Here is a 13,073-nt window from a genome sequence, read left to right as displayed (position 1 = left end):
CCTTAGGCTGATGGAACCGCCACGCCGCAAGGAACGCTCGATGACCGATCACACCCCCGACCCCCGCATCACCCTGCATCCGCACACCCGTCGGGTCCGCATTCTCGATGGCGACACCCCGGTCGCCGATACGCGCCAGGCCATCGAACTGCGCGAGCCCGGCTATCCCCACCGCCAGTATGTGCCGCGTGAGGATGTGGACATGTCGCAGCTCTCGGTCTCCTCCACCGTGACCCACTGCCCGTTCAAGGGCGACACCACCTATTACTCGCTGCCCGATGTCTCCGATCTGGCCTGGAGCTATGACAATCCGATAGACGAGATGCAGGCGATCGCCGGGCGGCTGGCGTTCGATGCCGAGAAGGTGACGGAGGAGGTGGAGTAGGCTCCACGTTCAGGCCACAACAGACCTGCCGGCACAGGCAACGGGCCGGGACGTTCATCCAATAATGGGGTGGTCCGTCTAATGCCTGTCATGTTTCTGGTTCACTATACGGACATGTCCCAATGAAGAATGAAACGCCTGTCGTCAGGATCTTTTTTGCCAAGATGAAGCCTTCGTTCTTCCAGCTTTCCGAGGAAGAGCAAAGACAATTCATGGTGCGTGATCGGGTTAATCTTGATGACCTGGGAATGACGGCGATCTCCATGATCGACTGTACAGAAAGTGATAGTGAATGGGACTACATCGGAGTAGAACGCTGGCCATCAATGAAGGCGCTGGAAGAGCGAGAATGCTTCGAGAGGGATGAGCTCCAGATTGCCCGGTATGTGGAATACAAGGCCGAACGGGGTGTGGAGCAGTCCTTCGAAGACTATGGTCGGCCTCAGTCAACATGACCGGCGGCTGAGCCCAGGAGTGATGTCAGACAAGACCCCATGGCCGCCTGTCGCCGAAAGCTGACCAACTGCCGCGTATCACTTTACGAGCCTCTTCCCCTTCACGCCTTGGCTCTCCCTTCGTCACTCATCACCACCCGGTTCCTGCCGCCGTGCTTGCCGGCATACAGGGCCTGGTCCGCCGACTGGATCAGGGAGGGCAAGTCGGTCGCCTCCTCGTGGCCTCCGGCGATACCGATGGTGACGGTCAGGCGGTGGTCGGGCATGTCCTCCCGCACCGGCAGCTCGGCGACCTTACGCTGCAGCCGCTCCGCCACCATTCGAGCGTCCTCCAGGTGAGTGTCCGGCAGGGCCACGATGAATTCCTCGCCGCCGAAACGCCCGATCACGTCCTGGGGCCGGAGGGATCGCTTGCAGGTGTCCGCGATCGTGGCCAGCACGCGATCGCCCTGGCTGTGTCCCCAGGTATCGTTGATGGCCTTGAAGTGGTCCACGTCGATCATCATCAGGCTGAAGGGCGACTTGTCGAACTGTGACCGCTGAAGCAGGTCCTGGGCTCGCGTCATGAAATGAACGCGACTGTCCAGGCCCGTCAGGACATCCCGTTCGGCGACCCTGCGCAGCTGGGCTTCCAGCGACTTGCGGTGAGCGATTTCCTCGGCCATCTGCTGGTTCTGGGACCGCTCTTCCTGCAGGAGCGCATATTGTTTTCGCTGCAGCTTTTCCAGGCGCAGCAGGGCGAAGAAGCCCACGGCATTGGCCATGACCAGCAGCAGCGCAATGCGCAGTGCCACCACGGCGGGAATGTCCGCCACCATCACCGCCGAGGCCAGGAAGCCCAGGCTCAGGTAGAGGCTCGCGAGGGCCACGATGGGCAGCAGGTTGGGGATCAGCAGGTAGAACGCCATGGTGGCCATCGCCACCGCGGTGACCTGGGTGGATAGGCTCTCGGGGCGCAAGGGCACGATCAGGATGATGCCTGTCGCCAGTATCCAGAGGGGCAGGGCGTGCAGCCAGGCCTTGCGGGAATAGTCGCCCCAGCGTCCGATCATGAGGGCCAGTACCAGACAGGACGCGACCACCAGCAGGCGCATGGCGAGCAGCAGGGTGAGCGGGGTGCCCATGCCGACATAGTGGTAGTCGGAAATGGCAAACATGCCGAAGACCAGGGCCGCCACGCAGAGCGCCAGGCAGGACTCGCGTCGCACCCTGGGCGCGATATCCCGGCGATACATCGCTTCCCTGCCGGGCTCGTGAAACTGACCGGTCAGCCGGTTCAACCGGCCTCTGGTGATGGGTGACGACATAGGGCGGCTCTCCCGGTCCTGGGGTGATCGTCGACGTGTCCTTTCTGGCGTTCGCGGTGAGCGCTTACCTGCCAGCCACCTGCAATATAAGCATTTAAAGATAGTGCTAAAACAAGCGGGTGCCAATGCTCATCCGGCTCCCAGCCCGCTCACCCGCATCACCCGCCGCTCCACCGCGTCCAGCAGCTGGCCGCGGCCGGTCTCGACCAGGGTGAGCCAGTGGCGGGCGCGGGTGATGCCGGTGTAGACCAGCTCCCGCGTCAGGATGGGGTTGGGGGCGTCGGGCAGCACCAGGGCGGCGTGGATGAGTTCCGAGCCCTGGGACTTGTGCACCGTCATCGCGAACACCCTCATCCACCACATGCAGGCGTGAGAGTAGTATCTACTTGGTGTAATGTTTTTCGTCTCTGAAAGGAAAAATTTTCCCTGACCTAGTGGCTAATTTTCGGTGTGATATGCATGCAGTGCTGTTGCTAGAGGAGATTAAAATTGAAACAACACTTCATCCACTCGTCGTACCGAGAGCGCTTGATTGAACATCTGTTCGTCGGTGAATTGCTCAAGCATTCCTGGCTTGAGAGAGGCTGCAGGCTAGAAGTTGCAAAACCAGAAGTCGACAACAGCGGATACGATCTGATTGCTGAAGAAAATGGCTTTGTCCGCCATCTCCAGCTCAAGGCTTCCAGTCGAGAGGCGAGAACCGCCAAGCAGAACGTGCATACGGCGCTTGGTGGCAAGCCGTCAGGCGTGGTGGTCTGGATTCAATTCGATGCCGAGACGTTAGAGTTGGGCCCATTCCTGATCTTCGGCGGTTCACCGGGAGAGCCGCTGCCTGATCTCTCGGGGTTCAAGGTGGCAAAGCACACCAAGGGCAATGCGGAAGGGATCAAGGCGGAGCGCCCTGCGATTCGTCACATCCCCAAAAGCCATTTCGTCAAATACGAAAGTGCCGTGGAGGTCTACGAGGCGCTGTTTGGCGCCCCGTGAACATCAACTCCCCAACCCACTCACTCGCATCACTCGCCTTTGCGCCGCGTCCATCAGCTGGCCGCGGCCGGTTTCGACCAGCGTCAGCCAGTGGCGGGCGCGGGTAATGCCGGTGTAGACCAGCTCCCGGGTGAGGATGGGGTTCGGCGCGTCGGGCAGCACCAGGGCGGCGTGAGTGAACTCCGAGCCCTGGGACTTGTGCACCGTCATCGCGAACACCGTCTCCACCGCCTGCAGGCGCGAGGGCAGCACCCACTTGATGCGATCGGTGCCGTCGCCGGCGGGGAAGGCCACCCGCAGCAGGCGGCGGCTGCCGTCGCCGGGCACAGCGCCCGGGCGCGGCATGTCCAGGGTGATGCCGATATCGCCGTTCATCAGCCCCAGGCCGTAGTCGTTCTTGGTGACCAGCACCGGGCGGCCGGGGTACCAGCGCTGGCGGCCGTCCTCGCTGTCGATCAGTTTCTCCTGCTCCAGCGCCTGGCGCACCCGCTCGTTCAGGCCCTCCACGCCCCAGGGGCCGCGGCGCAGTGCGCACAGCAGCTGGAAGTCGCCGTGGGCCGCGAGCACCTGTCTTGCCCAGTCATCGAAGTCTTGCTGATCCGCCTGGTCGGCCGGGCGCTGCTCGGTCATCACGCTCAGGAAGTGGCGATAGCCCACCGGCGGCGCATCGGCTGCCTTGGCATTCGGAAAGCGCTCGGGGCAGCCGGTCACGGCCAGGCGGGCCAGGCCGCGCTCGTCGTCGGCGGAAAGCTTGTGGTGCGAGAGGTCCGCGAAGCCGTGGGTAAGCGCCGTGGTGATGGCGTGGCGCTTGGCGGCGGGCGCGGCCTCGAGGTTGATCGCCGCGGCCAGCTGGCCGATGCCGCTGTCGGCGGTGAAGCGGTGGCTGACGCGCAGCATGGCGATGGCCTGGTCCAGCGGCTGGCCGTCGGCGTCCAGCGTCTTTGCGGGCAGAGGCTGGCCGGTGGCCTCTCCCAGCCACTCGGCGGTGGCAGGGGTGTAGTGGCCGCCCTCGGCCCGGGCGCACAGGTCGCCGAGCACCGAGCCGGCCTCCACCGAGGCGAGCTGGTCCTTGTCGCCGAGCAGCACCAGCCGCGCCCGGGGCGGCAGCGCCTCGAGCATCGCGGCCATCATGCCCACATCCACCATCGAGGCCTCGTCCACCACCAGCACGTCCAGCGGCAGCGGGTTGTGGCGGTCGTGGCGGAAGCGGCGGGTGTCGGGTCGGGAGCCGAGCAGCCGGTGCAGCGTCGAGACCTCCTTGGGGATGACGCTTCGCAGCCGCTCGGGGTCGTCGGCCAGGCCGTCGAGGTCGAGCTTCGCCACCTGGCCGGCGATGGATTCGTTGAGCCGGGCGGCGGCCTTGCCGGTAGGGGCGGCCAGGCGGATGCGCAGGGCCTGTTCTCCCTCACCCTCGCCTTCACCCCCATTTTCGCCGAGGGCCAGCGCCTGGAGCAGGGCGAGCAGGCGCACCACGGTGGTGGTCTTGCCGGTACCGGGGCCGCCGGTGATCACCGCGAAGCGCGAGCGGCCGGCCAGCGCACAGGCGGCCTTCTGCCAGTCGATCGCGTGCGGGGCATCGCTCCGGTTGGGGAAGAGGGCGTTGAGGATTGGGCGCAGGCGGGCCGCATCCGGGGTCTCGTCGTCGCTCTTTGCCTCGCCGAGCCGCTCATTGATCCGGCTGTGGATATCCTGCTCGTGTTGCCAGTAGCGGCGCAGGTAGAGCCGGGGGCGCTCTCGGCTTCCGGCGAGCACCAGCGGGGTGCTGCCGGGGCCCTCGGCGACCAGCTCCGGCTGGGCCAGCGCCGCACGCCAGGCGTCCAGCTCCAGCGCGGCCATCACCCGGCTGGGCAGCGGCGGCGGGTCCTCCAGGCTGTCGCCCTCCGGCGGCAGCGAGAGCGCGAGGTCCGGCGTGGCGAGCGTCTGGGTGAGATCCAGGCAGACGTGGCCGCGGCCGAGCTGGTGGCTGGCGAGTGCGGCCGCCAGCAACAGCAGGGGTGAGGCTTCACTCACCCCGTTGGCCGCCGTCGCCTCGCGATGCAGGAAGGCGGCGAAGGCGCGGTCCAGCGAGCGCAGCCAGCCGCGCGCCACCCAGCGGTCGAGCAGGGCGAAGAGCGCCGCGTGATTGGCCAGCGCCTGTTCGGGCGCTTGCATCAGCGCGGCTTCGGGCGCGGCAGTGTGGTTCGGGGTATCCGGCATCATGCGGCGGCCTCCTCGGCGGCGCGAAACAGGGTATCGAGCGCGAGGATCAGCTCGCTCGGCGGGCGTTCGGCGTGCACGCCGCGGGAGGGCGCGCGGGTGCCGCGCAGGAAGACGTAGAGCACCCCGCCCAGGTGGCGCTCGATGTTGTAGTCCGGCAGCCGGGCCGCGAGCAGCCGGTGCAGGGCCAGCAGGTAGAGGCAGTACTGCACGTCGTAGCGCTTCTCGAGCACGGCCTCACCCATCGCCGCCTCGGTGTAGGCGGCGTCGTCGGCGCCCAGGTGGTTGGACTTCCAGTCGAGCACGTAGAAGCGCCCCTCGTGCTCCACCACCAGGTCGATGAAGCCCTTGAGCATGCCGTTGAGGGTATCGGGCTCGAGCGCCGGCCGCGGCCGGCCGCCGAGTGTGTGAGCGCTTACGAGGGCGTCCAGTCGGCGGGTGTTCACCCGGTGGGCGGCGAACCAGAACTCCAGCTCGACCCGGTAGCCGTCCAGGGCATCGAGGCGCAGCGGCGCGGCCTCGCCATCGTCCGAATTCGGCACCGGCAGCGGCGTGGTCAGTAGCTCCGGCAGCCACTGTTCGAGGGCGGCGATCTGGCCCTCCCAGCCGCGGCGGTTAGCGCGCCGGGCCAGGGTGTCGGCGCGCATCTCGGCGTCCTGGGCCACCCGGGCGAAGCCCTCCTCGCCGGCCCACTCCAGCAGGCCGTGCAGGAAGGTGCCCGCCGAGGGGCCGCGGGGGAAGCGGTGAAGCGAGCCCTCGCTCACCGTGGAAGCCGCCGCGTCGAAGGGCTCGTCGATCACCTCCATCGCCGTGGCCTCGTCGGCGGTGGTGGGCTCGGGGGCCGGCTCGGCCTGGACGGCGGATTCAGCTTCCTCATCCGGGGTGGCGCCGGTGCGCAGCGCCGAGTAGCTGGCGATCCACCAGTGCTCGCGGATCGTCCGGCTGGGCGCGCGGGCATGGCCGAGCGGCGTGTCGTCGGTGGCGAGTTCGACCGGCGTGGCCTCGGCCTCGGGAGCGTCGATCACCGTCACCCGACCTCTCTCGTGACCATCCGCGTCCGCCAGCGCCTCGAGGGCTGGGCGCAGGGCCTCGGGCGTCAGTTCCTCGCCGCCCTTGAGCAGGTGGCCGACGGCGCTGCGCTCCATGGCGTCCAGCGGCGCCAGGCCGAGCCAGGTGGCGTGGCGGGCGCGGGTCAGGGCGACGTAGAGCTTGCGCAGGTCCTCGCCCAGGCGCTCGCGGTCGGCGCGGGCGAGCGTCGCCTCGTCGGCGGAGAGCGTCAGGCGCAGGTGGCCGTCGTCGTCGTGCCAGCGCAGCGGCAGGTCGCCCTGCTTCACCGGGCGGAAGGCGGCGATGAAGGGCAGGAACACCAGCGGGTACTCCAGGCCCTTGGACTTGTGGATGGTCACCACCTGCACCAGGTCGGCGTCGCTCTCCAGGCGCAGGCGGTGGGTGTCGGACTGCGCGTGCGGATGCGCGCGGGATTCGGCGAGGAAGCGCAGCAGGGCGTGCTCGCCGTCGATCTCGGCGCTGGCCTCCTGCAAGAGCTCGCCGAGGTGCAGCATGTCGGTGAGCCGTCGCTCGCCCTCGGGCACCGCCAAGAGCCGCCCGGGCACCGCGAAGTCGGCCAGCAGTCGATGCAGCATGGGCAGCACGCCGCGGCGCTGCCACTGGCGATGGTAGTCGCGGAACTGCATCACCCGCGCCTCCCAGGCCAGCTCGTCCTGCTGGGGGCCGCCGTTCAGGGCGTCGAGCTCGGCAAGGGAGAGCCCGAGGCTCGGCGTGGCGAGCGCGGCGCGCAGGCAGCGTTCGTCGTCCGGCGCGGCGCAGGCGGCGAGCCACCCCTCCAGCTCGGCGGCGGCCTCGGTCTCGAACACGCCCTCCTTGTCGGAGAGGTAGACGCTGCGGATGCCGCGGGCCAGCAGGGCGCTTCGGATGGCGCGGGCCTCGCCGGCGTTGTTGACCAGCACCGCGAGATCCGACGGCGCCAGCGGGCGCAGCTCTCCTTGCTCTTCACCACTGGCCTTCACAAAACCCGTCTGCCCGGCCTGACCCTCGCGCAGGAGGCTGGCCATCTCGGTGGCGCAGCGCCCGGCCAGCTCGTGGAGGTAGGCGCCCTTGGAAAGCGTCTCGTCGGCGGCCAGGTGCCAGAGGGTCAGCGCCGGCTGTGTGGCGCCGTTTCGCGTGAGGGCATCCTTGCGACCGTTCGTCTCTACAGGGCTGAACGGGACGGGATTGTCGTCGCCGCGGCGGAACAGGAAGGCGCCGGCGTCGCTCTGCTCGGCATGTTCGAACACCCGGTTGACCGCCGCGACCATGGGTTCGGCGGAGCGGAAGTTGGTGCCGAGCGTGACGTGGCGGCCGGCGGTGTCGCGCCGGGCCTGGAGGTAGGTGTGGATATCGGCGCCACGGAAGGCGTAGATCGCCTGCTTGGGATCGCCGATCAGCAGCACGGCGCTGTCGTCCCGGTTCTTCTCCAGCTCATAGACCCGGTCGAAGAGGCGGTACTGTACCGGGTCGGTGTCCTGGAACTCGTCGACCAGCGCCACCGGGAACTGCTCGCGGATGCGAGCGGCGAGCGTCTCGCCGGCCTCGCCCGCGAAGGCGGCGTCGAGCCGGTGCAGCAGGTCGTCGGGGCCGAGCTCGGCGCGGCGGCGCTGCACGGTCTCCCGGCGCGCGGCCATCCAGTGCACGGCGTGGGCGAGCAGGTCGGCGAAGGGGTCGGGCAGCGCGGCGAGCTTATCCGGCAACTCTTCCAGCGCCTCCAGCGCGGGCAGGTTCGGGGCCGGCTCTTCCTTCCAGATCTCGGTGATGCCGTCGGGCGTCAGGCGCTTCCAGGCGGCGGGAGTGAGATCGGGGCTCGCGAGTTCGGGGTCATGGGCCCATTCGCGCAGGGCGGCGAGCCAGTTGGCGCGGCTCTTGGCGTTGAGCTTCTGGCCGTTGAAGGCCTTGCGCTGGGCGGCCGCCTCGAGCAGGGCTTCCAGCTCGTCGAGCCAGGCCGGCCAGGGCGCCTTGAGCTCGGCGAGCGCCGCGGCGCGCTGCTCGCGGTAGTTCGCGAGCGCATCAAAGGGCGGTGGCGCGGCGGGCAGGGCGGCGGCGTGGGTGCGCAGCCGGGCGGCGGTGTCGTTGAGGGCGTCCGGCGTGGTCCAGTAGCGGGCGACGATCGCCAGCGCCTCGGGGTCGAGGTCGTAGTAGAAGCTGCGCCAGTAGTCTCGGGCGATCTCCAGGTCCATCTCGGACTGGTCCAGCGACATCTCCAGGGCGAACAGGCTGCCGCTGTCGAAGGCGTGCTCGCGCAGCATGCGGTGGCACCAGGAGTGGATGGTGGAGACCGCGGCCTCGTCCATCCACTCGGCGGCCAGCCGCAGCCGGCGGGCGCAGGTCGGCCAGCTCTCGCGGGGGTAGCTGTCGCGCAGGGCGAGCAGCGGATCGCTGCCCGGCGGTTCGCTGCTCGGTGAGAGTTCTGCTTCGGGCTCTGTGTTATCCACAGAAGGTTCTGCGAAGAGATCTCCGGTTTCGTTCTGGGACGGGGCTGATCCGGCGGCAGGTCGCCGCGGAGGCGCTGTGAACCCCTCCCTGGGCGCTACATTCGACATCCCTGTCGAATGACCTCCGCTTTGATCTGCTCCCGGTGCCCCTTCGTGGCTATCGCTACTTGCTAAGGAATCGGGGTCCGTCCCCGATTCGGGCGCGTCGTCGGGCGCCTGTGGAGAAAAGGCCTCGGCCGCTTCGACCAGCCGGGCACGGATGCGGTCGCGCAGCTCCTGGGTGGCGGCGTTGGTGAAGGTCACCACCAGGATCTCCGGCGGCGTCAGCGGCCGCGGGAAGCTGGCCGCGTCCTCCTCGTTCCGGGGGCCGAGCACCAGGCGCAGGTAGAGCAGGGCGATGGTGAAGGTCTTGCCGGTGCCGGCGCTGGCCTCGATCAGCCGGCTGCCGGTGAGCGGCAGCGCCACCGGGTCGAGGCGCGGCGTCTCGGCCGTGTGCACGCTTTCCACGTTATTTCGAGCGGTATCGGGCGAGTTCATGAGTTGCTGCCTCCCTGGCCCTTGCCGCCGTTCTTCCTGTCGACGCCCTTGGCCTTCACGGTGTCGTGCAATGGGGCGTAGAGCGCCGCGGTCAGCTCGGTGAAGCGCCGGCCGGCGGCCTGGTGGCGAACGAGGCTTGCGAGGTCACGCCACTGGCGGGCGAGGTAGGGATCGCGGTCGCGCTCGCCGGCGGTGTAGTCGTCGCCCTCGAAGACGCGCGCGGCGGCCTTCCAGGCCTTGAGGTCGGCCTCTTCCGCCTTCTCGTCGCTGCCGAAGACGCGGGCCAGGGCGTTCGCGTCGCCGCCCTTCTCGTGCCAGGCGAAGGCGGTGTCCCGGGCCAGCGGCAGGGGGGCGGTCATGCCGGCCCGCCAGGCGCGGGCGATGGCCTCCAGGTGCGCGCGCGCGGTGGCTTCGTCCAGCGGTGCCAGGGTGCCGCCGCCGGCGCGGGAGAGCAGCACCGTGGTCATGGGGCCGAGGGCGAGCTGGCCGGCGAGGTGGCCGACCCAAGGGGCGAGCCAGTGCTTCCAGTTGTACTTGCCCTTGTTGACCAGGCTGCTGGTCATCAGCACCAGCCGGCAGCGCTCGCCCTCGGCGTTCTCGCGCAGGCCGTCCAGCCAGTCCTCCACTCGTAGAGAATCAGTCGACAGCGGACCGTCTGGGGTGGCGAGCTCGAGCGACACGGACGCCGGCGTCTCCCAGGCGAGGGGCCAGGCCTCGAGCTTCTCGGCGTAGGCCTCGAAGAGGTCGTCCAGGGGCTCGACGAGGTGCTCGCGCATCAGCTCGGCGAAGCCGCCCATGGCGAGGCGTCCCTCGCGCTCCAGGCGCGCCAGGGTGTCGTGGACGGCGGGCGTCGGCGATTTGCCCTCGTCCAAGGCGCGGCGCCCGGCCTCGATCAGCGCCTGCTGGAGCTGCCAGTGGTCGAGGCCGTCCAGGGCGAAGGGCTCGTGGTCGGGGCTCTCCAGCGCCTCGCGCTCGAGGTAGACGCCGAGCCGGGTGGTGAAGAAGGCCTTCACCGGGTCCTTGAGGAAGCCGCTGAGTCGCGCCAGCGGCAGGGCGCTGTCGAGCTCGATGGGCGGCAGCTCGCCGTAGGCCACGGCATCCGGCGCGGCCTGGTGCACCGCCCGCCACTCCCGGGCGTAGGTAAACAGCCGGGCGTTGTCCGTGAAGTAGCTCCTGCTGAACGGCTGCAGCGGGTGCTCGGTGGTCAGGGCGTCGAGCAGCGCCTGGCCGGCGTCCTCTTCATGCTCTCGTCCCGCGAGTCGCCAGCCGGCGGCCAGGTGGTCGCGCAGCTGGCCGAGCAGCACCGAGGGCGGGCGGGGCTCGTTGTCGTGGATGCTGCGGCCGACCCAGCTGATCATCAGGCTGTCCCGGGCCGAGAGCAGTGCCTCGAGGAAGAGGTAGCGGTCGTCCTCGCGGCGGGAGCGGTCGCCGGGGCGGTAGTCGTGGCCCATCAGGTCGATGTCCAGCGGCCGCTGCACCCGCGGGTACTCGCCGTCGTTCATGCCCAGCAGGCAGACGTGGCGGAAGGGGATGGCGCGCATCGGCATCAGGGTGGCGACGTTCACCGCGCCGGCCAGGAAGCGCTGGGAGAGGTTGGCCTCGTCGAGCTGGCCGAGCCAGTGCTCGCGCACCACCGAGAGCGGCAGCGCCTCGGTCAGGCCGGCGTCCTCGGTGGTCTCCTGCCACTCCTCCAGCAGCTCCTCCAGGCGGCTCAGGGTGGCGAGGTCCGCCTCGTCCTCGGCGGCGAAGCATGTGGCCAGCAGCCCGCGCAGCCGCCGGCACCAGGTGGCCACGTCGGCGGGCTCGGAGAGCGCGCGCCACTGGGCCTCGAGCACGTCGAGCAGGTCCATCAGCGGGCCGGCCAGCGCCGCCTCCAGGCCGCCGATGTCGCCATAGGGCTCGATGTCGTGCCAGGGACCGTCGGCGGTGTCACCGACGGCGTAGCCGAGCAGCAGCCGGCGCAGGCCGAAGGCCCAGGTGTTGGCGGTGAGCCCGCCGGGCAGGTCGAGCCGGGCGCGCTGCGTGGCGTTAAGCCCCCAGCGGATGCCGGCGCCCTCGATCCAGCGGCGCAGCACCGGCAGGGCCTCGGCGTCCAGCCCGAAGCGCCCGCGCAGGGCCGGCACCTCCAAAAGGTCCAGCAGATCGCTCACCGTGAGCCGCGCCTCCGGCAGGTGCAGCAGTGCCTCCAGCGCCACCAGCAGCGGCTGGCGGTGGCGGCTGGTCTGGTCGGAGAGCGTGAAGGGGATATGGCGCGGGTCGTCCGGCGCCAGGCGGCCGAACACCGCCTGCACGGCGGCGGCGTAGGTGTCGATGTCCGGCACCATCACCAGCACGTCGCGCGGGCGCAGCGTGGGGTCGGCGTCGAAGGCGGCGAGCAGCTGGTCGTGGAGGATCTCCACCTCGCGCAGGGCGCTGTGGGCGACGTGGAAGCGCAGGCTGCGATCGCGCCCCGGGTCGACGGCCGGCCAGGTGTCGCGGGTCTCCTGGGGCGGGCGCAGCTCGAGGATATCGTCCTGCAGCTGCTGCAGCAGCCCCGGCGCCTCGGCCTCGGCGGGCGAGTCGAACAGATCGATGCGCATCGCCTCGGCGTCGAACAGCGCCCGGTAGGCGTCCTGGTCATCGAACTCGTCGAGCAGGCGCAGGTAGTCGCGGCCCTGCTTGCCCCAGGCGGCGAGCAGCGGCTGGGCGTGGAGGTGCAGCTCGGTGTCGTCGAGCTCCAGCGGCATGCCGGGGCGGTGGCGCTGGCGCCGGCGGGCGGCCCTCAAGAGATCCTTGTGCTCGATGATGTCCGCCCAGTAGTGGCGGCAGGGGTTGTGCACGCAGAGCAGCACCTGGGTGACCTTCGATACCGCGGCCAGCGCCTCGAGGGTTTGGCGGGGCAGCGAGGAGATGCCGAACACCACCACCCGGCGCGGCAGGCCATTGGGTCTTGTTTCGGGCGTCAATTCGCGGCACGCCTCGAGGAAGCGGGTGTGCACCCAGGCGCGGCTGGTGGCGAGGCCGGCCTCGCCGATGTCGTCGCGGAGCCGCCGCCACAGCGCCGGCTGCCAGCGCTGGTCCTCGGCGAGCGGCCGGGCCTGGCCGCGGGCGTCGATCAGCTCGTCGCGGCCCTCGGCCCAGGCGGCGAGCCAGTCGGCGCGGTAGACCTGGTACTGGTCGAAGAGGTCGGCCAGCCGCTCGGCGAGCTGGTGGCGCTTGCGGCGGTCCTCGTCGTCGGCGAGGAAGCGCGCCAGGGGCGCGAAGGTCTCGTCGTCCGTGAGCTCCGGCAGCAGGCGCATCAGCCGCCAGACCAGCCGCGGCTTGTCCAGCGGGGAGGCCGGCGGCACGGCCTCGGGGCCGTCCTGCTGGGTCAGCACCGCGCGGTAGGCCTGCCACAGGTAGCGCGCCGGCAGGGTGACGTCCATCGCCGCGGCGATGCCGGCGCCCTTGGGCGGGTCGGCGGCCAGCGCCAGCTTCAGCCACTGGCTGATGCCGTTGCTCTGCACCAGGATCACCTCGTCCTCGAGCGGCCCCAGCGGGTGGTGGCGAATCCACTCCACCGCCAGGTCGCGCAGCGCCTCCAGGCGGTTGCCGTGGATCACCATGAAGCCGGGAGTGAGCTCGGGGGACCGGAGAGCGGTGAGGGGCATGGCGATTCCTTCGCGGCGGGCGGGCAGGGGGCCATGGTGCCGCAAAACCCTGGCCGCATACACCTGGACCGTCGCTGGCCGACGCGATTGCT

7 protein-coding genes and 1 pseudogene are annotated in these 13,073 nt (G+C 69.6%); 3 read left to right on the top strand and 5 right to left on the bottom strand.

Going from position 1 to position 13,073, the window contains the following annotated elements:
* The first annotated feature begins 40 nt into the window (after positions 1–40).
* Positions 41–385 (top strand): DUF427 domain-containing protein, encoded by a 345-nt coding sequence (locus BOX17_RS05040; protein WP_071942358.1) that lies wholly within the window; start codon positions 41–43, stop codon positions 383–385.
* Between the two features lie 122 nt (positions 386–507).
* A complete protein-coding gene (locus BOX17_RS05035) occupies positions 508–840 on the top strand; it encodes a hypothetical protein (protein WP_071942357.1) in 333 nt (110 codons plus the stop codon).
* A gap of 101 nt (positions 841–941) precedes the next feature.
* Here BOX17_RS05035 and BOX17_RS05030 read toward each other — a convergent pair whose 3' ends face one another.
* Together BOX17_RS05030 and BOX17_RS05025 are read right to left on the bottom strand one after the other, a co-directional pair.
* On the bottom strand, positions 942–2,147 hold the full coding sequence (locus tag BOX17_RS05030) for a GGDEF domain-containing protein (protein WP_071942356.1): 1,206 nt from the start codon (positions 2,145–2,147) through the stop codon (positions 942–944).
* A 129-nt stretch (positions 2,148–2,276) separates the two neighbouring features.
* Positions 2,277–2,495: pseudogene (locus BOX17_RS05025) on the bottom strand (ATP-binding domain-containing protein); the annotation flags it as partial.
* A gap of 141 nt (positions 2,496–2,636) precedes the next feature.
* Between BOX17_RS05025 and BOX17_RS05020 the strand changes: the two are divergent.
* Positions 2,637–3,134 (top strand): hypothetical protein, encoded by a 498-nt coding sequence (locus tag BOX17_RS05020; RefSeq protein ID WP_071942353.1) that lies wholly within the window; start codon positions 2,637–2,639, stop codon positions 3,132–3,134.
* A 3-nt stretch (positions 3,135–3,137) separates the two neighbouring features.
* On the opposite strand, the gene recD is transcribed toward BOX17_RS05020, so the two are convergent.
* Genes recD through recC form a run of 3 tightly spaced genes read right to left on the bottom strand, consistent with a single transcriptional unit; the run spans position 3,138 to position 12,981 of the window.
* Positions 3,138–5,333: an exodeoxyribonuclease V subunit alpha gene (recD, locus tag BOX17_RS05015; RefSeq protein ID WP_071942351.1), complete on the bottom strand. Its 2,196-nt coding sequence runs from the start codon at positions 5,331–5,333 to the stop codon at positions 3,138–3,140.
* Positions 5,330–9,352, bottom strand: coding sequence for an exodeoxyribonuclease V subunit beta (recB, locus tag BOX17_RS05010; protein WP_071942350.1), 4,023 nt, complete (start codon positions 9,350–9,352; stop codon positions 5,330–5,332). The genes recD and recB overlap by 4 nt, the downstream gene beginning before the upstream one ends.
* The gene (recC, locus tag BOX17_RS05005; RefSeq protein ID WP_071942349.1) at positions 9,349–12,981 is read right to left on the bottom strand and encodes an exodeoxyribonuclease V subunit gamma; all 3,633 of its coding nucleotides are present in this window, start codon (positions 12,979–12,981) and stop codon (positions 9,349–9,351) included. Before recC ends, recB begins: the two co-directional genes overlap by 4 nt.
* Positions 12,982–13,073 lie beyond the last annotated feature (92 nt).

It is taken from the genome of Halomonas aestuarii (assembly GCF_001886615.1).
GTDB lineage: Bacteria > Pseudomonadota > Gammaproteobacteria > Pseudomonadales > Halomonadaceae > Halomonas > Halomonas aestuarii.
The sequence above is the reverse complement of the archived record's forward strand: the minus strand, read 5'-3'. Positions and strand labels throughout refer to the sequence as shown.

Bases quoted from the DNA above. Each gene is read 5' to 3' on its own strand.
- BOX17_RS05040 (WP_071942358.1), top strand. From the start codon at position 41: ATGACCGATCACACCCCCGACCCCCGCATCACCCTGCATCCGCACACC.
- BOX17_RS05035 (WP_071942357.1), top strand. From the start codon at position 508: ATGAAGAATGAAACGCCTGTCGTCAGGATCTTTTTTGCCAAGATGAAG.
- BOX17_RS05030 (WP_071942356.1), bottom strand. From the start codon at position 2,147: ATGTCGTCACCCATCACCAGAGGCCGGTTGAACCGGCTGACCGGTCAG.
- recD (WP_071942351.1), bottom strand. From the start codon at position 5,333: ATGATGCCGGATACCCCGAACCACACTGCCGCGCCCGAAGCCGCGCTG.
- recB (WP_071942350.1), bottom strand. From the start codon at position 9,352: ATGAACTCGCCCGATACCGCTCGAAATAACGTGGAAAGCGTGCACACG.
- recC (WP_071942349.1), bottom strand. From the start codon at position 12,981: ATGCCCCTCACCGCTCTCCGGTCCCCCGAGCTCACTCCCGGCTTCATG.